This is a genomic window from Amycolatopsis sp. NBC_01286, assembly GCF_035982555.1.
GTDB lineage: Bacteria > Actinomycetota > Actinomycetes > Mycobacteriales > Pseudonocardiaceae > Amycolatopsis.
Genome location: NZ_CP108428.1, coordinates 4,025,425 through 4,044,012, shown reverse-complemented (window position 1 = coordinate 4,044,012; position 18,588 = coordinate 4,025,425). Strand labels below are relative to the sequence as shown.

Genomic DNA, 18,588 nt, shown 5'->3' with positions numbered 1-18,588 from the left:
TGCCCGAGACGCCGAACCCCGGGAGCGCCAGTGCCGACAGAGCCGACCACGCGCCGCCGGGTCGCGTTCATCTTCCCGATCTACAACGAGGAAGGGAACATCGAGCTGCTGCAGCGCACGGTCGACGAGGTCACCGCGCCGCTGGCCGGGAAGTACGACTTCAGCTTCATCTACGTCGACGACGGCAGCAAGGACGGCTCCCTGGCCGCGCTCACCGGGCTGAGCGCCCGCGACGGCCGGATCACGGTCATCGAGCTGTCCCGCAACTTCGGCCACCAGATGGCCGTCACCGCCGGGCTCGACCTGGTCGACGCGGACGCCGCGATCATCATGGACAGCGACCTGCAGGACCCGCCGCGGGTGGCGCTGGAGCTCATCGAGAAGTGGGAAGAGGGCTTCGACGTCGTCTACGCGCAGCGGCGATCGCGCCAGGACTCGCCGTTCAAGCGGCTCACCGCGAGCGCGTTCTACTGGTTCCTCGGCAAGATGGCCGCCGTCGACATCCCGAAGAACACCGGCGACTTCCGGCTGGTCGACCGCAAGGTCGTCGACGAGCTGCGCAAGTACCGCGAGCGCGACCGGTTCCTGCGCGGCCTGGTCAGCTACATCGGCTTCAAGCAGACGGCGGTGCTGTTCGACCGCGACAAGCGCCACACCGGCGCCACCGGCTACCCGCTGACGAAGATGATGCGGTTCGCCGCCGACGGCATCGTCGGGTTCTCGACCACGCCGCTGCGGATGATCACGCGGATGGGGTACCTGTTCTCGCTGCTGAGCTTCCTCGGCGTGCTCTACGTCATCGGCGTCAAGCTGTTCGAGCCGGAGACCGCGGTGCCCGGCTGGGCGTTCATCACCATCGCGATGTTCTTCCTCGGCGGCGTCCAGATCATCATGCTCGGCGTGCTCGGCAGTTACATCGGCCGGACGTACTCGCAGGTGCAGAACCGGCCGCTCTACAGCGTCGCGTCGGTGCGGACGGGCGCGAACGAGGCCGCCGAGGACAGCCGGAGCACCGTCCGATGAGGCTCGTCACCGCCACGCAGGTGCGTTTCGGCATCGTCGGGATCGGCAACACGCTGGTCGACGTCCTCGGGTACGCGCTGCTGGCCACGCTCGGCGTGCCGACGTTCGTCGCGAACTTCATCTCCACGACGGTCGGCATGCTGCTGTCGTTCACGTTGAACCGGAACTTCACGTTCCGGGCGAAGGACGGTGACGTCCGCCGCCAGGCCGTGCTGTTCTTCGTGGTCACCGCGTTCGGGCTGTGGGTGGTGCAGTTCCTCGTCATCACCCTGGTGAACCACCTGTTCCCGGGGGTCAACCTGCTGGTGCCCAAGGGCGCCGCGATCGTCGTCGGGCTGTTCTGGAACTACCTGCTCTACCACTACGTCGTCTTCCGCCACCGGCCGGTGACGCCGGTACCCGGTGCGACACCCGCCGACTCAGCGTGATCTCGTACGCTGACCTGCGTGCGATCCCGTGAACTGCGCTTCGGCCTGGGCGTCTTCGTCCTTTCCCTGGGCGTCCTGCTGCTCCGGTTCCTCGTGCCGAGGCCGGTCGGGATGGCCGACAACGGCGACGGCTGGCGCCTGCTGTGCAACCTCGGCGGCCGGCACCCGGAGCTGAAGCCCGAGTTCTACGTCCACTTCAGCTACGGGCCGGGTTCGGCCTGCAAGAGCGACTACATCTCGAGCCAGGCGTGGCTCGACTGGTTCGCGAGCAAGCTCGGGCACGTGCTCGGCTCGTCGGCCGAGCTGAACCTGCTGGTGCTCGGCGCGATCACGTGCGTGCTGGTCGCCGTGGGCGTCGCGGCCACCGTGCTGGGCCTGGACCTGAGCCGCCGCAACCGCGTCATCGCCGCCGTCCTGCTGCTGCTCGTGATGGCCGACTCGGCGTTCTTCGGCTACTTCGCCTCGGTGCTGAGCGAAGGCGCCGGGTTCGTCGGGATGCTGCTGACCGCGGGCGGGCTGCTGCTGATGCACCGCACGGGCGCGTGGCGCTACTGGGGCGCGGGGCTGACCGTGGTGGGCGCGCTGATCGGGATCAACGCGAAGTCGCAGACGCTGCTGCTGATCCCGCTGTTCGTGATCGCGCTGGCGCTGGTCCGGCCGCTCGGCGCGAAGGGCCGCGCGCGGTGGCTGGTGCCGCTGGGCGTGCTGGTGATCGTCGGCGCCGGCACGGCGATGGTGCAGTCGAAGGGCGACCCGGCCAACGCCGAGTACCGCGAAGCCAACATGTTCCACGTGGTGTTCGACAGCATCGTGGACGGCAAGCACGACACCGACGCCGACCTGACCGCGCTGGGCCTCCCGCCGGACGCGAAGAAGTTCATCGGCAAGGGCTGGTGGGAAGCGAGCCCCTGGACGGACCCGGGCTACAACACCTACCGCGACAAGATCAGCCGCCGCAACGTCGTGCAGTACTACGCGTCCCACCCGACCCGCACGCTGCAGGTCCTCCAGCAGGGCGCGGTCGACACGCTCACGGCCCGCCCGTCGCGGCTGGGCAGTTTCGCCGAGTCGGCCGGCTACCCGCAGATGGCCCAGGAGTACCGGGTGCCGGTGCTGTCAGGCCTGTCCGCGCTCGCCGCGCCGCTGGGCCTGTTCGCGCTGGTCCCGTTCTGGCTGCTGATCGGCTGGGCGGGCATCCGCGCGTTCCGCCGCAAGGCGCGCGAGTACGGGACGGTGGTGTTCTTCCTGCTGCTGTTCGCGATCGGCCAGTTCGGCCTGTCGGCGCTCGGCGAGGGCGTGGAAGGCGTGAAGCACCAGCTGCTGACGCTGTTCCCGACGTTCCTGGCCTTGGTGTTCGCGGTGCTGAGCTTCTTCCTGCGGCCGTCCCGGGTCGTGCCGGAAGACGCCGGGGAAGAGCCGGAGTCCGAGGCCATGACCGAGGTCTTCGACGCCTTCCGGGAGCCGGAGAAGCCCGCGGTCCGCTAAACCGTTCCGGCCTCCCGGGCGTGGGGAAGGCGGTGGTCCGGGAGCAGCCCGGACACCGCTTACCTGTGGGAGGCAAGTGTGCGGTCAGCAGTACGGAAGTTCGCCGTCGTCGCCGGTGTCGTCGTGGCGGCGACTCTCGTCGCGGTGCCCGGCGCGGAGGCCGCGCCGGTGACGACCTGTCCGGGCACCGAACTCCACAAGGAGGGCTTGCCCAAGCCGCTGAAGAACCAGCTCGGCGAGCAGGCCGGCACCCTGCGCCTGTGGTACTCCAGCGCGAACGGCGGCACCAACTGCGCGAAGGTCTACGACGACGCGTCCGGGTCGCACTCCATGTCGGTCAGCATCCGGACGGACACCTCCGCCACGGTGACCGACTCCGGCACGTTCTCCACCTTCGCCGGCGGAGTGGTGGTGACCGGGACGAACGGCCACTGCATCTACGTCTCCGGCAGCCTCTCGCTGGGCACCGGCCAGGTCAACCAGTTCCGCGCCTCGGCCGGACCGGTCGCCTGCGGCTGACGTGACGAGCCCGCCGTCCGCCGAGCGGGCGGCGGGCCTCAGCCGGATTGCCACGTGTTCGAGGCGTTCCGGGAGTCGCTGACGCGATGCAGTGTCGACCCCGCAATCACGCGAGTCGACTGCTCAATCACGCGTGTCGGCGTTCCGTGCACGCCCGGCCCGTGGTTGAAGGGTCAGCTAGCGTGATCAGAAGGTCGACACGCGTGCTTGGAGCGACGACACGGCCTCAGCCGGACTGCGAGGCCAGGCGCTCTTCGCGGTCCGCGGTCGCCAGGGCGTCCAGGACGCCGTCCAGTTCGCCGTCCAGGACCTGGTCCAGGTTGTACGACTTGTAGTTCACCCGGTGGTCCGAGATGCGGTTCTCCGGGAAGTTGTACGTCCGGATGCGCTCCGAGCGGTCGACCGTGCGGACCTGGGAGCGGCGGGCGTCGGACGCCTTGGCCGCGGCCTCCTCCTCGGCGACCGCCTGGAGGCGGGCCTGCAGGACCTGCAGCGCGCGGGCGCGGTTCTGGATCTGCGACTTCTCGTTCTGGCACGAGACGACGATGCCGGTCGGCAGGTGGGTGATCCGCACCGCCGAGTCGGTCGTGTTGACGCTCTGGCCGCCCGGGCCCGACGAGCGGAAGACGTCGATGCGCAGGTCGTTCGGGTCGATCTCGACCTCGACCTCTTCGGGCTCCGGGTAGATCAGCACCCCGGACGCCGACGTGTGGATCCGGCCCTGCGACTCGGTCGCCGGCACGCGCTGGACGCGGTGCACGCCGCCCTCGAACTTCAGCCGCGACCAGACGCCGTCGACGACCGCCGACTTCGTCTTGATCGAGAGCGTGACGTCCTTGAAGCCGCCCAGGTCGGAGTCGACCGAGTCGAGCACCTCGGCCTTCCAGCCGTGCCGCTCGGCGTAGCGCAGGTACATCCGCAGCAGGTCGCCGGCGAACAGCGCCGACTCCTCGCCGCCTTCGCCGGACTTGATCTCCATCACGACGTCGGAGCCGTCGTACGGGTCGCGCGGCAGCAGCAGCTCGGTGAGCTTCGACTCCAGCTCGGGGATCCCCGCGGCCAGCTCGTCGGCCTCCGCGGCGAACCCGGAGTCCTCCGCGGCCAGCTCGCGCGCGGCCACGAGGTCTTCACGGGCGGTGTCGAGCTGGTGGACGGCGCGCACCACGGGCGTCAGCTCGGCGTAGCGGCGGCCGAGCTTGCGGGCGCGCGCCTGGTCGGCGTGCACCGCCGGGTCCGCGAGCTGGGTCTCCAGCTCCGCGTGTTCGGCGAGCAGCCCCTTGAGCGAGCTCGAATCCACCTCTGCCACCTCTCAGGCCCGGTTTTTCAGACAAAGAAACGGCGCCCACCCGAACGTGCGGGTGGGCGCCGTTGACCAAGCTACTTGGCTTCGGCGTCCTTCTTCTGACGCTTGCCGTAGCGAGCCTCGAAGCGCGCGACGCGGCCACCGGTGTCCATGATCTTCTGCTTGCCCGTGTAGAACGGGTGGCAGTTGGAGCAGATCTCGACGTGGATGGTGCCGCTGGTCTTCGTGCTACGCGTGGTGAAGGTGTTACCGCAGTCGCAGTCGACGTTCGTGACCACGTACTCGGGGTGAATGCCGCTCTTCATGGTGTCCTCTCTCGTTGGCTCCGGGTCCCCAGTCTTCGAGCGGGGTGAACCGGTGCCGGACTTCAGCGGGTGATTCTGCCAGACAGGCTGACAATGACTTGAACAGACCCCGTTGACCTGGTATTCCCGGCCGGGAACGCCGTGAAGGCCCCCTTCCCGGCCATAAGAGCCGGTAAGGGGGCCTTCACGGACTTGCGACCGGAACTCAGTCGTCCTCGTTGCCGCCGAGGGCGGTCTTCGAGACCTGCATGAGGAACTCGGTGTTCGTCTTCGTCTTGCGCAGCCGGGAGATCAGCAGGTCGATGGCCTGCTGCGAGTCGAGCGCGTGCAGCACCCGGCTCAGCTTCACGGTCACGGCCAGCTCGTCCGGGTTGAGCAGCAGCTCGTCCTTGCGGGTACCGGACGGGTTGACGTCGACGGCCGGGAACACGCGGCGCTCGGCGATCTTGCGGTCGAGCTTGAGCTCCGCGTTACCGGTGCCCTTGAACTCTTCGAAGATGACCGTGTCCATCGTCGACCCGGTCTCCACCATCGCCGTGGCGAAGATGGTCAGCGAGCCGCCGTTCTCGATGTTGCGCGCCGCGCCGAGGAACCGCTTCGGCGGGTAGAGCGCGGTCGAGTCGACACCACCGGACAGGATCCGGCCGGACGCCGGGGCCGCCAGGTTGTACGCGCGGCCGAGACGCGTGATCGAGTCGAGCAGCACGACGACGTCGTGGCCCATCTCGACCAGGCGCTTGGCCCGCTCGATGGACAGCTCCGCGACCGAGGTGTGGTCCGCCGGCGGCCGGTCGAAGGTGGAGGAGATGACCTCGCCCTTCACCGAGCGCTGCATGTCCGTGACCTCTTCCGGACGCTCGTCCACGAGGACGACCATCAGGTGGCACTCGGGGTTGTTCGTCGAGATCGCGTTCGCGATGTCCTGCATGATCGTGGTCTTACCGGCCTTCGGCGGCGACACGATCAGGGCGCGCTGTCCCTTGCCGACCGGCATGATCAGGTCGATCACGCGGGTCGTGAGCTTGTGCGACTCGGTCTCGAGGCGCAGCCGCTCGTTCGGGTACAGCGGGGTCAGCTTGGTGAAGTCGGGGCGGCGCTTGGCCTCGTCCGGCTCCAGCCCGTTGATCGAGTCGACGCGCACCAGCGGGTTGAACTTCTGCCGCTGCTGCTCGCCGTCACGCGGCTGACGCACGACGCCGGTGATGGCGTCACCACGGCGCAGGCCGTACTTGCGGACCAGCGAAAGCGAGACGTACACGTCGTTCGGGCCGGCGAGGTAACCCGACGTCCGGACGAACGCGTAGTTGTCGAGCACGTCCAGGATGCCCGCGACGGGCAGCAGGACATCGTCCTCGCGGATCTCGGTGTCCGGCGAACCGCCGACCTCGCGCTGGCCACCGCCGGTGCCCCGGCGACGACGGTCGCGGAAGCGACGGCCGCGACGGCCGCCTTCCTCGTCGTCGTCCTGCTGCTGCTGGGCGCGGTTGTCGCGGTCGCGGTCGCGGTTGTTGTCCTGCCCGCGGCTGCCACCGTCCTGCTGGTTGCGCTGACGGTTGCCGTCCTGGCCCTGCCGGTTGTCGTTCCGGTTGCCCTGACGCTGGTCGCGCTGCTGACGGTCGCCGCTCTGCTGGCGGTCACCGCCCTGCTGACGCTCGCCGCTGCCCTGACGCTCGCCACCCTGCTGGCGGTCGCCGCCGTTCTGGCGGTCACCACCCTGCTGGCGGTCGTTCTGGCGGTCGGCGCCGTTCTGGCTCTCGGGCGCACCGGCGGCGCGGTTGGAACCGCGGCGACGTCGGCTGCGGCCGCCCTCCTCGGGCGCGCCGTCCTGGCCCTGCTGGCCGTCCTGCTTGTCCTGCTGCGGGCGCTCGGCCTGCGGCTGGGTGTCCGCGACGGGCGCAGCCGGCGCCTCGACGGACGCCTCCGGGACCACGGCCTTCTTCGGCTCCGGCTTGGTCGCCGGGGCCGCGGCCTTGGCCTCGCTCTTCGGGGCCGCCTTGGGCGGTTCGCCGACGCCTTCCAGAGGCAGGGTCTCGTTCGCCGCACGCTTGCGAGACTTGCCCTGACGCTCACGGATCGCGGCGATCAGGTCGCCCTTGCGCATACCCGTCGTCTCGCCGACGCCGAGCTCCCCAGCCAGCGAACGCAGTTCGGCCACAGTCTTGCCGGTCAACCCGCCGACCGTCTTCTTGGGAGCGGGGGCCGTGCCGTTCGACTCTGCGGCGCCGTTACCCACGTCGCTCAAAAGATCGGTGTTGCTCACACATGTCCTTCCTGACCGATCCACGCCTCCAGGCGGATCAGCGGACTGCCGCTCGCTTCTGATCGCGAACCGGCGTAACTGCCCCCCGATACGGGAGATGAGCTCTTCGGCCGTGCGAAACACAGCTGGAGCGCCTCCACCACAGGGGTTTGCGTCCTCCATTCGGAGGATGCGGAATCCGACACCGCCGAGACCGGAAACCCGCCTGCGTCCCTCCGCGTTACCCCGCTTGCCAGGCGGTGCGGATCTGGCGGATCGACGAAGGATGCGATCCGGGAAACTCCCCTGGACCGGCATCGGGTGCGGAAACGCACGGTGATCGAACGCCCCCGAGGGTAGACCGCACCGGTGCCGGGTGCAACAACCACCCCCCGCGTGGCGGCCCCCACCGCAGGCACGTGACCCAGCCTTTACTGAGCCGCAACCTGCACACCCGCGAGATCCGCGGGCAGCTCGTAGACGTCGAAACCCTCAACACCGGCCCCTGGCGGCAATATTCCCGTCGTGGTCAGGGCGAGCACCGTCGGGCCCGCGCCGGAGATCGCCGCGGCCACGCCTTGTGCACGGAGCGTGTCCACCAGCGCCGTGCTCGCCGGGTAAGCGGGTGCGCGGTAGAGCTGGTGCAGGCGGTCTTCGGTGGCCGCCAGCAGCAGCTCCGGTTTCGCCGTGAGCGCGTGCACGGCGAGGGCGGCGCGACCGGCGTTGTGCGCGGCGTCGCGGTGCGGCACCGTCGCCGGCAGCAGGCCGCGCGTGGTCGCGGTGGCCGAGCGGACGGCCGGGACCGCGACGACCGGCCGGATCCCGGCGTGCGGGGTCAGCCGCTCGGCGTGGAACACCGTGCCCTCGCACCAGGCCAGCACGAGCCCGCCGAACAGGCTCGCGGCCGCGTTGTCGGCGTGGCCCTCGAAGCCCGCGGCCAGCTGCAGCGCGTCGAATTCGTCGATTTCCCGGCCCGCCAGCGCGTACCCGGCGGCGACGCCGGAGACCACCGCGGCGGCCGACGACCCGAGCCCGCGCGCGTGCGGGATCGCGTTGTAGCAGCGCAGGTGCAGGCCGGGCGGGTCGACGCCGAGGTGCGCGCAGGTCCGCCGGATCGCCCGCACCACGAGGTGCGACTCGTCGGTGGGCACGTCGGCGACGCCGCCCGCGCCCGCGTCGATCACCTCGACCTTGAGGCCTTCGTCGGTGACCTGCACCTCGACGACGTCGTAGAGCGCGAGCGCCATCCCGAACGCGTCGAAGCCCGGCCCGAGGTTCGCCGTCGACGCCGGGACCGTGACGCGGAAGGCGCCGCTCACCGCAGGTCCAGGGCCGCCGCGACCGCCGAGGGGTCCACGGCCAGCGGCTCGACCTCGACGTTGCCCGCCAGCGCCGTCTGCGGGTCCTTCAGGCCGTGGCCGGTGACGGTGCAGACGACCGTGGCGCCCTTCGGCAGCCGGCCGTCGGCGGCCGTCGCGAGCAGGCCGGCCACGCTGGTGGCCGACGCCGGCTCGACGAACACGCCCTCACGCCCGGCGAGCAGCCGGTACGCCTCGAGGATCTTCTCGTCGGTGACGGCTTCGAAGAGCCCGTTGGACTCGTTCTTCGCCTTGACCGCGGCGGTCCACGACGCCGGGCTGCCGATCCGGATCGCGGTGGCGATCGTGTCCGGGTCGCGCACCGGTTCGCCCAGCACCAGCGGCGCCGCGCCGGCCGCCTGGAAGCCGAACATCCGCGGGGTGTTCTTCACCACACCATCGGCCGCGTACTCCGAATAGCCCGCCCAGTAGGCGGTGATGTTGCCCGCGTTGCCGACCGGCAGGCAGTGGACGTCCGGCGCCCGGCCGAGCGCGTCGCAGACCTCGAACGCGGCGGTCTTCTGGCCGGCGATGCGCACCGGGTTGACCGAGTTGACGAGCGTGACCGGGTAGTCGGCCGCGGTCTTGCGGGCCAGCTCGAGGCAGTCGTCGAAGTTGCCGTCGACCTGCAGGATCCGCGCGCCGTGCAGCACGGCCTGGGCGAGCTTGCCCATCGCGATCTTGCCCTGGGGCACCAGCACGGCGCAGGTGAGCCCGGCGCGCACGGCGTAGGCGGCGGCCGAGGCCGAGGTGTTGCCGGTCGACGCGCAGATCACCGCCTTGAGCCCGCTGGCGAGCGCGTGCGTGATGGCCACGGTCATGCCGCGGTCCTTGAAGGAGCCGGTCGGGTTGACGCCCTCGACCTTGAGGTGGACGTCGCAGCCGGTCAGCTCGGACAGGTAGCGGGCGGGCAGCAGCGGGGTGTTGCCCTCCCCGAGCGTGATCACCCGCGCGCCGTCCGGGACCGGAACGCGGTCCCGATAGGCCTCGATGATGCCGGGCCAGGCCTTGATACTCATGCGTCTTCGCCTTCCACCCGCATCACGCTGACAACATGGTGGACGACGTCGAGCCGCCCGATCTCGTCCACAGTGGACCGCAGGGCGGCGTCAGGGGCCTGGTGCGTGACGACGACCAGGCTCGCGCGGTCGTCGACGTGGAGCTGGCGGACCGCCGCGATGCTCACGCCGTGGGCGGCGAACGCCTGCGCCACCTGGGCGAGCACCCCGGCGCGGTCGGCCACGGAAAGGCTTACGTGGTACCGGGTCGGGGTCTGGCCCATCGGCCGCACCGGCAGCGCCGCGTGCGCCGACTCGCGCGGGCCGCGGCCGCCGGCCACCTGGTTGCGGGCCACCGCGACCAGGTCGCCGAGCACCGCGCTCGCCGTCGGCGCGCCGCCCGCGCCCTGGCCGTAGAACATCAGCTCGCCGGCGGCGTCGGCCTCGACGTAGACGGCGTTGAACGCGCCGCTCACGCCGGCCAGCTGGTGGCTGCGCGGGATCATCACCGGGTGCACGCGGGCGGACACCGACTCGACGCCGTCGTCGTCGGTCACCCGCTCGCAGATGGCGAGCAGCTTGACCGTGCGGCCGAGCACGCGCGCCGCGCCGAGGTCGGCGGCGGTGACGTCGGCGATGCCCTCGCGGTGCACGTCCGAGGCCGTCACCCGGGTGTGGAACGCGAGCGAGGCGAGGATCGCGGCCTTGGACGCGGCGTCGTAACCGTCGACGTCGGCGGTCGGATCGGCCTCGGCGTACCCGAGCCGGCTGGCCTCGTCGAGCGTCTCGGCGTAGCCGGCGCCGGTCGAGTCCATCGCGGACAGGATGTAGTTCGTGGTGCCGTTGACGATGCCCATCACGCGGGTGATCCGGTCACCCGCCAGGGACTCGCGCAGCGGCCGCAGCAGCGGGATGGCCCCGGCCACGGCGGCCTCGAAGTAGAGGTCGACACCGGCGGCGTCGGCCGCCTCGAACAGGTCGGCGGAGTGCTCGGCGAGCAGCGCCTTGTTCGCGGTGACCACGGACTTCCCGGCCTTCAGCGCGGCCAGCAGCCAGCTGCGCACCGGCTCGATCCCGCCGACGAGCTCGACCACGACGTCGACGTCGTCGGAGGTCACGAGCTTCTCGGCGTCGGCGGTCAGCAGCTCCGGTGGCAGTTCGGGGTGCTTGTCCGGGCGGCGGACGGCGATGCCGGCCAGCTCGACCGGCGCGCCCGCCCGGGCGGCCAGCTCGCCGGCCTGCTCGGTGAGCAACCGGGCGACCTCGCCGCCCACGGTCCCGCAGCCGAGCAGGGCGACCCTGATCGCACGTTTTGGAGTGTCACTGCGTTCGGACACGGTTTCTCAGACCTCCAGGCGCAGCATGTCGTCGGTCGTCTCACGCCGCAGCAGCAGCCGGGCGCCGCCGTTGCGCACGGCGACCACGGCCGGGCGCGGCTGCCGGTTGTACGTGCTCGCCATCGAGTAGCAGTAGGCACCGGTCGCCGCGACGGCCACCAGGTCGCCCGGAGCCAGCGTGTCGGGCAGCCAGCAGTCTCGTACGACGATGTCGCCGGACTCACAGTGTTTTCCCACGACCCGGGACAGCACGGCGTGCACCGGCTCTTCGTTGTCGCTCGCGGAGCGGGAAACCAGCCGGACGTCGTACACCGCGTCGTAGAGCGCGGTGCGGATGTTGTCGCTCATCCCGCCGTCCACGCTCACGTACCGGCGCACGGCGTTGTCGCCGAGCGCGACGTCCTTGATGGTGCCGACCTCGTAGAGCGTGATCGTGCCCGGCCCGGCGATCGCGCGGCCCGGCTCGCCGGCGATGCGCGGCACCGGGAGCCCGGCGTAGGCGCACTCCTTGCGGACGATCTCGCGGATCTGCGTGATCATCTGCGCCGGCGGCGGCGGGTTGTCCTTGTCGGTGTAGGCGATGCCGAATCCGCCACCGAGGTCGACCAGGTTCAGCTGGTCGAGCAGCTCGGGGCCGTGTTCCTTGGCCAGGTCGGCGAGCAGCCCGACGACGCGGCGGGCGGCGACCTCGAAGCCGTCGGCGTCGAAGATCTGCGAGCCGATGTGGCTGTGCAGGCCGGTCAGCTTCAGCGACGGCGCGTTGAGCACCCGCCGCACCGCCTCCGCGGCGTCCCCGGCGGCCAGCGAGAAGCCGAACTTCTGGTCCTCGTGGGCCGTCGCGATGAACTCGTGGGTGTGCGCCTCGACGCCGACGGTCACCCGGATCAGCACCGGCTGCACAACGTCGTGGCGCGCGGCGGTGTCGGCCAGCCGGGCGATCTCGTAGTAGGAGTCGAGCACGATCGTGCCGACGCCCGCGACGACCGCGGCTTCGAGCTCCGCCGGCGACTTGTTGTTGCCGTGGAAGGTGATCCGCTCGGCCGGGAAGCTCGCGCGCTGCGCCACGGCGAGCTCGCCGCCGCTGCAGACGTCCAGGCTCAGCCCCTGCTCGGCCACCCAGCGGGCGATCTCGATGGAGAGGAACGCCTTGGACGCGTAGTGCACGAGCGCCGGGTCGTCGAACGCCTCGGCGTAGTCCGCGCAGCGGGACTTGAAGTCGGCCTCGTCGACGACGAACAGCGGCGTGCCGTGCTGCTCGGCCAGCTCGCGCACGTCGACGCCGGCGATCCGCACGACGCCGTCCGCGCCGCGGAAGGTGTTGCGGGGCCAGACCTTCGGGTAGAGCCGGTCGAGCTCGTCGCCGCTCGCGGGCGGGAACCCGGAGGAGTCGGCGTGGGGGTAGACGTCGGCGTGCCGTGGGCCCGCGGGGTGCGCCATCGATTACATCCGTTCCGGAGCAGAGACACCGACCAGGGCGAGACCGTTGACGAGCACCTGGCGCGCCGCCTCGCAGAGGGCCACCCGGGCGAAGTTGGCCGCGGTGGCCTGCTCGTCGCCCTTCGGGAGCACGCGGGCCTCACGGACCGCGTAGAACTTGTGCAACGCGCCCGCCAGCTCCTCCAGGTAACGCGCCACCCGGTGCGGCTCGCGCATTTCGGCGGCCCGGCGCACCATCTCGGGGAACTCGCCGATCGTGCGGATGAGGTCGCCCTCGACCGGCAACGTCAACTGTCCGAAGTCGACGTCCTCAGTGGACTTCAGGCCGAGATCGGCCGCACCGCGCAACATCGTGCACAGGCGCGCGTGGGCGTACTGGACGTAGTAGACCGGGTTGTCGTTGGAGTGCTTGCGCAGCAGGTCCAAGTCGACGTCCAAAGTGGAGTCGACGGAGTAGCGGATCAGCTCGTAGCGGGCCGGGTCGACGCCGACCGCCTCGACCAGGTCCTCCATCGTGATCACGGTACCGGCGCGCTTGGACATCCGCACCGGCTTGCCGTCGCTGACCAGGTTCACCATCTGGCCGATCAGCACCTCGACCGTGGCCGGGTCGTCGCCGAACGCCGCCGCGGCCGCCTTGAGCCGGGCGATGTAGCCGTGGTGGTCCGCGCCGAGCATGTAGATGCAGAGGTCGAAGCCGCGGTTGCGCTTGTCCTTGAAGTAGGCCAGGTCGCCGGCGATGTAGGCCGGGTTGCCGTCCTGCTTGATGACGACGCGGTCCTTGTCGTCGCCGTACTCGGACGACTTGAGCCACCAGGCGCCGTCCGCGAAGTAGAGGTTCCCGGAGTCCTTCAGCTGCTGGACGGCGGCGTCGACCGCGCCCGACTCGTGCAGCGAGTTCTCGTGGAAGTAGACGTCGAAGTCGGTGCCGAACTCGTGCAGGCTGTCCTTGATCTCGGTGAACATCAGCCCGATGCCGATGCGGCGGAACGTCTCGTGCCGCTCCTGCTCCGGCAGCGACAGCGCGCTCGGCTCGGCCTTGATGACCTCGGCGGCGATGTCGTTGATGTAGCCGCCCGCGTAGCCGTCCTCCGGCGCGGGCTCGCCCTTCGCGGCAGCGATCAGGGACCGGACGAACCGGTCGATCTGCGCGCCCGCGTCGTTGAAGTAGTACTCGCGGGTGACCTCGCCGCCCTGCGCGCCGAGCACGCGGCCCAGCGCGTCGCCGACCGCGGCCCAGCGGGTGCCGCCCAGGTGGATCGGGCCGGTCGGGTTGGCCGAGACGAACTCGAGGTTGATCTTGGTGCCGGCCAGCGCGTCCCCGCGGCCGAAGGCGGCGCCGGCCTCGATGACCTGGCGCACGATGTCGCCCTGCGCGGCCGCGGCCAGGCGGAAGTTGAGGAAGCCAGGGCCCGCCACCTCGGCCGAAGCGACGCCGTCGGCCGCCGCGACCGCCGCGGCCAGCGCCTCGGCGAACTCACGCGGCTTCAGGCCGGCCTTCTTCGCCACTTGCAGGGCCAGGTTCGTCGCGTAGTCGCCGTGGTCGGGGTTGCGCGGGCGTTCGATGGTCACCTGCTCCGGCAGCACGGTGTCGTCGATGCCGCGTGCGGTCAGTACCTGCACGGCGGAGCTGCGGACCAGGTCGGCGAGAGCGGCGGGAGTCACTCGTCGAATTCTAGGTGTGCCCAGGTCGGGCGCTTCCGGCGGTCTCGGCCACGTCACGGCGGGCGTCCACAGACCGCTTTTCGGGGGTTCCGGGTGGCGGAGCCCCCGGCCTTCGGTGGGCACTGTGTGAGGTGTTAACGGTGATCAGACGTGTGGTCTCTACACTGGCCCGGGCGGGAATCCGTCCGCAGCCAGCAGAGGAGAACGCGGGAGCCATGGCGAACCGGACAACTGGGAAAAAGGGGTCGGCCGTGAAAGCGGCCCGCGGTTCCGTGGTCAGCAAGAAGGGCACGCCGTGGGGCACGATCATCGCGGTCGTGGCCATCGTCGCCCTCGCCGCCGCCGTGATCACCTACTACATGGTGGCGTCCGCGCCGAAGCGTGACCAGGCCAGCCGTGAAGAGGCCGCCGCCGCGTTCGCGCCGACCGCGTCCGACCCGGATCCCTCGAAGCGCATCCCCGGCGTCATCACCGCGACCTACACCGGCAGTGTGCACGTCCTGCCGACCGAGCGCGTCGCCTACGACAAGACCCCGCCGTTCGGCGGCCCGCACGACCAGACGTGGGCCACCTGCACCGGCATCGTCTACCCGAACGCCGTCCGCACCGAGAACATGGTGCACGCGCTGGAGCACGGCTCGGTGTGGATCGCCTACAACCCGCAGCAGATCTCGGGTGACGCGCTGAACCTGCTGAGCGTGCGCGCCAAGGACAAGCCGTTCACGATGCTGTCGCCCTACCCCGGCCTCGACAAGCCGATCTCGCTGCAGTCCTGGGGCCACCAGCTGAAGCTGGACAGCGCCGACGACCCGCGGATCGACGAGTTCATCGCGGCCCTGCGCAGCAACCCGAACGGCGTCTACCCCGAGGTCGGCGCGTCCTGCGACGCGGTGCCGGGCTCGTTCGACCCGGACAACCCGCCGCCGTTCGACCCGTCGAAGCCGGGCCCGGACGCGAAGCCGATGGACTACAAGGGCAGCACCGCCGCGCAGGGTGAGCAGGGCGCCCCCGGCGGCGTGCCGACCGCCCCCGCGTCCGCCCCGGCCTCGGGCGCGCCGTCCCAGTGAGTTCCGGAGCCGACCTCGACGACCTCGAAACCGATGAGGTCGTCGAGCAGCCGATGTGGTCGCGCTGGGTGATCATCGGCGGGACGCTGCTGGCGGTCCTGCTGATCGGCGGCGTCGCGGGGATGTTCCTCACCCGCGCCGTCGACGACCCGGCGGCCACGGCCACCCCGGCCCGCGACTCCGTCGAGGTCGGCTTCGCGCAGGACATGTCGACGCACCACCTGCAGGCGGTCACGATGTCGGGCATCGCCCGCGACCGCACGACCGACCCGGAGATCAAGCAGCTCGCGTTCGACATCGAACGCACGCAGCTCGAGCAGGTCGGCCGCATGAAGGGCTGGCTCATGCTGTGGGACCAGCCGGAGCAGGCGATCGGCGCGCCGATGAAGTGGATGACGGAACCGATGTCCGGCCACGACGGCATGTCGATGGCCCCGTCGTCGCTGTCGCCGTCAGGAGGCGCGTTGATGCCGGGCATGGCGACCGACACGGAGCTGACGAAGCTGCGCTCACTGTCGGGCCGCCCGTTCGACGTCTACTTCCTGCAGCTGATGCTCCGCCACCACCAGGGCGGCACGTCGATGGCGCAGTACGCGTCGGAGCACTCGAACCTGCCGGCGCTGAAGGCCCTGGTGAACAGCATCCTCACGTCCCAGGGCGCGGAGATGGACCAGATGAAGCTGATGCTCGCGGGCCGGGGCGCCCAGCCACTCCCCTGACGAGCTTTCGAGGTCCGTGAAGGCCTCCTTACCGGCTCTTATGGCCGGCAAGGAGGCCTTCACGGCTTTCGGGGCTTGGGGCGGCGCGAGCTACCAGGAGAGTTCCTGGCAGCGGCGCGCGCAGTGCGGTGCCTCCACCTGCAGGGTCGCGTGCTCGATCGCGTAGCGCGTCGAGAGCAGGTTCTGGGCCTCGGTCAGCACGTCCGATTGCTGCGCCGGCGGGGCGAGCGTCAGGTGCGCCGACGCCACCTCCATGCCCGACGTCAGGGTCCAGACGTGCAGGTCGTGCACGTCCGCGACGCCCGGTAGCGCCGACAGCTCCGCGCTGATCGCGCCGACGTCGACGCCCTGCGGGGCGTGCTGGAAGAGGATGCGCAACGCGCGGCGGGCCAGGGTCCACGTGCGGGGCAGCACGAACAGGCCGATCGCGACGCCGATGATCGGGTCCGCGTAGCGCCAGCCGGTGAGCAGCGTCAGCGCGCCGCTGACCAGCACGCCGACCGAGCCGATCAGGTCGGCCAGCACCTCGAGGTACGCGCCGCGGACGTTGAGGCTCTCCTTCGCCCCCGAGCGCAGCACCGCGAACGACACGATGTTCGCCACCAGGCCGGCCGTCGCGGCCAGCAGCACCGGCAGGCCGGCCACCGCGGGCGGGTCGCTGATCCGGCCGACGGCCTCGACGAGGACGTACCCCGCGACGCCGAACAGCAGGATCGCGTTGCCCAGCGCCGCCAGCACCTCCGCGCGGTAGAGGCCGAACGTGCGGCTGACGGTGGGGCCGGAGCGGCGGGCCAGGATGATCGCGGTCAGGGCCATGCCGACCCCGAGGACGTCGGTGAACATGTGCGCCGCGTCCGAGATCAGCGCCAGCGAGCCGGTCGCGAAGCCCACGACGAACTCCAGCACCATGAACCCGGCGCCGATGCCCAGGGCGATCGTCAGGCTCCGGACGTACCTGCCCGACGCGCTCGCCGGCGCGGCCGCCTGGCCGTGCCCGTGTCCGTGCCCCATTTCGCCTCCGTTCCCGGTTACCGTCGAGGCCCAACATATAGTCGGATGCGCATATGTGCAACAGAGGGGAGCCTAAGTTCACCCATCCGAAAAGTACCCCGCACGCGCGCGCCGACCAATCCACCAGGAGGGGTTTCCCGCCTGGCGGACCGATTACGCTTCGGCGCTTCTTCCGGTTAGCGCACCAGCCGGAAGAAGCCGCGGACCTGCTGGACGAACAGCTCGGGCTGCTCCAGCGCGGCGAAGTGACCGCCGACGGGCAGCGTCTCGAACCACCGCAGGTCGGCGTAACACTGCTCCGCCTGCCGCCGCGACGGCCGCACGATCTCCTTGGGGAACACCGAAACCCCGGCGGGCACGGTGATCGGGGACAGGTCGCGGTCGGTGTTCTCCCAGTACATCCGCGCCGACGAGGCGGCCGTCGCGGTGAACCAGTAGACGGAGATCGCGTCGAGGAGCCGTTCGCGGGCGACGGCGTCCTCGGGCTGTCCCTTGTGGTCGGTCCAGGCCCAGAACTTCTCGGCGATCCAGGCGGCCTGCCCGGCGGGCGAGTCGGTCAGGCCGTAACCGAGCGTCTGCGGCCGGGTGCCCTGCTGCGCGGCGTAGGCGCTGCCGGTCCGCCGGAACTCCGCCAGGTCGGCGCGGGCCTGCCGCTCCTGCTCCGTCGGATCGTCCCGATCCAGCGACACGGGCGCGTAGTTGACGTGCACCCCGGCGACGCGCTCGAACCGCGCCAGCGCGTTGGTGACGGCGGCACCCCAGTCGCCCCCCTGGGCGCCGTAGCGCTCGTAGCCGAGCGACGTCATCAGCGCGTCCCACAGCTCGGCGACCCGCGGGATCTTGAGCGCGGGCTTGTCACTCCACCCGAACCCGGGCAGCGACGGCGCGACGACGTGGAAGGCGTCGGCCGGATCCCCGCCGTGCGCTCGCGGATCGGTCAGCGGCCCGAGCACGTCGAGGAACTCGGTGACGGACCCGGGCCAGCCGTGCGTCAGCACGAGCGGCAGCGCGTCCGGTTCGGGCGACCGGACGTGCAGGAAGTGCAGGCCGACGCCGTCGACGGTGGCCCGGAACTGCGGAAAGGCGTTGAGCCGGCCGGCGAAGCCGAAGTCGTACTCCTCGCCCCAGAACCGGCAGAGCTCCCGCACGTAGGCGAGCGGCGCCCCCTGCGACCAGTCGTCGACGGTCTCGGCCTCGGGCCACCGGGTCCGCCGCAACCGCTCCCGCAGGTCGGCGACGTCGGCCTCATCGAGCGGTACCCGGAACGGCTCAACCACGACAGCTCCTTCAGGTGGGCCTCCCACGCTATCGAGACGCCCACGAATGGATCAACTTCAGCCCCCTGACCAGCGAGTACGTTTTGCGGCGCCCTGCCCGCGCGGGTCACGGGGGATGCGCTAAACTTCTGACGTCGCCCAGCGATGGGCCCTCGTAGCTCAGGGGATAGAGCACTGCCCTCCGGAGGCAGGTGTCGCAGGTTCGAATCCTGCCGAGGGCACCCAGATCCAATGCGCAAAACCGGCCCCTACCAGCGAGAACGCGGGTAGGGGCCGACTCATTTCCTCCTCCGTGCCACCCTGCAGCCGACCCGTCTCGGCTTGACAAGTTGTGGACAACCCGGCCCAGACCCGCCGCTGGACGGTTCCCGTGGGGTATGTCCCTCATGCATAATGGAACAACGCGATCGCGATAGG

At 70.6% G+C, this 18,588-nt stretch carries 16 protein-coding genes and 1 tRNA gene; 7 read left to right on the top strand and 10 right to left on the bottom strand.

Features of this window, described 5'->3' with window-relative positions; translation table 11 throughout:
• Positions 1 to 30: 30 nt before the first annotated feature.
• From OG570_RS19500 to OG570_RS19485, 4 genes are all read left to right on the top strand, one after another.
• A complete protein-coding gene (locus tag OG570_RS19500; RefSeq protein WP_326958173.1) occupies positions 31 to 1,023 on the top strand; it encodes a glycosyltransferase in 993 nt (330 codons plus the stop codon).
• Complete coding sequence (locus OG570_RS19495) at positions 1,020 to 1,451, top strand: GtrA family protein (RefSeq protein WP_326958171.1); 432 nt, start codon at positions 1,020 to 1,022, stop codon at positions 1,449 to 1,451. Before OG570_RS19500 ends, OG570_RS19495 begins: the two co-directional genes overlap by 4 nt.
• An 18-nt stretch (positions 1,452 to 1,469) precedes the next feature.
• On the top strand, positions 1,470 to 2,936 hold the full coding sequence (gene wsfD, locus OG570_RS19490; protein WP_326958170.1) for a glycan biosynthesis hexose transferase WsfD: 1,467 nt from the start codon (positions 1,470 to 1,472) through the stop codon (positions 2,934 to 2,936).
• A 78-nt stretch (positions 2,937 to 3,014) separates the two neighbouring features.
• On the top strand, positions 3,015 to 3,455 hold the full coding sequence (locus tag OG570_RS19485; RefSeq protein ID WP_326944149.1) for a hypothetical protein: 441 nt from the start codon (positions 3,015 to 3,017) through the stop codon (positions 3,453 to 3,455).
• Between the two features lie 226 nt (positions 3,456 to 3,681).
• Here OG570_RS19485 and prfA read toward each other — a convergent pair whose 3' ends face one another.
• From prfA to argS, 8 genes are all read right to left on the bottom strand, one after another.
• The gene (prfA, locus tag OG570_RS19480; RefSeq protein WP_326944150.1) at positions 3,682 to 4,752 is read right to left on the bottom strand and encodes a peptide chain release factor 1; all 1,071 of its coding nucleotides are present in this window, start codon (positions 4,750 to 4,752) and stop codon (positions 3,682 to 3,684) included.
• A gap of 80 nt (positions 4,753 to 4,832) precedes the next feature.
• Entirely contained in the window at positions 4,833 to 5,063 is a 231-nt protein-coding gene (gene rpmE / locus OG570_RS19475) for a 50S ribosomal protein L31 (protein WP_247057148.1), read from the bottom strand.
• Positions 5,064 to 5,268: 205 nt separating this feature from the next.
• Complete coding sequence (gene rho, locus OG570_RS19470; protein WP_326958168.1) at positions 5,269 to 7,323, bottom strand: transcription termination factor Rho; 2,055 nt, start codon at positions 7,321 to 7,323, stop codon at positions 5,269 to 5,271.
• A 410-nt stretch (positions 7,324 to 7,733) separates the two neighbouring features.
• A complete protein-coding gene (gene thrB, locus OG570_RS19465; protein WP_326944152.1) occupies positions 7,734 to 8,621 on the bottom strand; it encodes a homoserine kinase in 888 nt (295 codons plus the stop codon).
• On the bottom strand, positions 8,618 to 9,679 hold the full coding sequence (gene thrC / locus OG570_RS19460; RefSeq protein ID WP_326944153.1) for a threonine synthase: 1,062 nt from the start codon (positions 9,677 to 9,679) through the stop codon (positions 8,618 to 8,620). Before thrC ends, thrB begins: the two co-directional genes overlap by 4 nt.
• Positions 9,676 to 10,995 carry a homoserine dehydrogenase gene (locus tag OG570_RS19455; protein WP_326944154.1) on the bottom strand — a complete coding sequence of 440 codons (1,320 nt, stop codon included), beginning with the start codon at positions 10,993 to 10,995 and terminating at the stop codon, positions 9,676 to 9,678. Before OG570_RS19455 ends, thrC begins: the two co-directional genes overlap by 4 nt.
• A gap of 6 nt (positions 10,996 to 11,001) precedes the next feature.
• Complete coding sequence (gene lysA, locus OG570_RS19450) at positions 11,002 to 12,432, bottom strand: diaminopimelate decarboxylase (RefSeq protein WP_247057159.1); 1,431 nt, start codon at positions 12,430 to 12,432, stop codon at positions 11,002 to 11,004.
• A gap of 3 nt (positions 12,433 to 12,435) precedes the next feature.
• On the bottom strand, positions 12,436 to 14,097 hold the full coding sequence (gene argS / locus OG570_RS19445) for an arginine--tRNA ligase (protein ID WP_326958166.1): 1,662 nt from the start codon (positions 14,095 to 14,097) through the stop codon (positions 12,436 to 12,438).
• Positions 14,098 to 14,348: 251 nt separating this feature from the next.
• Between argS and OG570_RS19440 the strand changes: the two genes are divergently transcribed.
• Together OG570_RS19440 and OG570_RS19435 are read left to right on the top strand one after the other, a co-directional pair.
• Positions 14,349 to 15,164, top strand: a complete 816-nt coding sequence (locus OG570_RS19440) for a DUF3105 domain-containing protein (protein WP_247057162.1) — start codon at positions 14,349 to 14,351, stop codon at positions 15,162 to 15,164.
• Between the two features lie 53 nt (positions 15,165 to 15,217).
• A complete protein-coding gene (locus OG570_RS19435; RefSeq protein ID WP_442788323.1) occupies positions 15,218 to 15,883 on the top strand; it encodes a DUF305 domain-containing protein in 666 nt (221 codons plus the stop codon).
• A 90-nt stretch (positions 15,884 to 15,973) separates the two neighbouring features.
• Here the strand turns inward: OG570_RS19435 and OG570_RS19430 are convergent, their stop codons facing one another.
• Both OG570_RS19430 and OG570_RS19425 read right to left on the bottom strand, forming a co-directional pair.
• Positions 15,974 to 16,894, bottom strand: a complete 921-nt coding sequence (locus tag OG570_RS19430; protein WP_247057166.1) for a cation diffusion facilitator family transporter — start codon at positions 16,892 to 16,894, stop codon at positions 15,974 to 15,976.
• A gap of 176 nt (positions 16,895 to 17,070) precedes the next feature.
• Positions 17,071 to 18,171 carry an epoxide hydrolase family protein gene (locus tag OG570_RS19425; RefSeq protein ID WP_326958161.1) on the bottom strand — a complete coding sequence of 367 codons (1,101 nt, stop codon included), beginning with the start codon at positions 18,169 to 18,171 and terminating at the stop codon, positions 17,071 to 17,073.
• A 148-nt stretch (positions 18,172 to 18,319) separates the two neighbouring features.
• Here OG570_RS19425 and OG570_RS19420 point away from each other — a divergent pair.
• Positions 18,320 to 18,392, top strand: a tRNA-Arg gene (locus OG570_RS19420).
• Positions 18,393 to 18,588 lie beyond the last annotated feature (196 nt).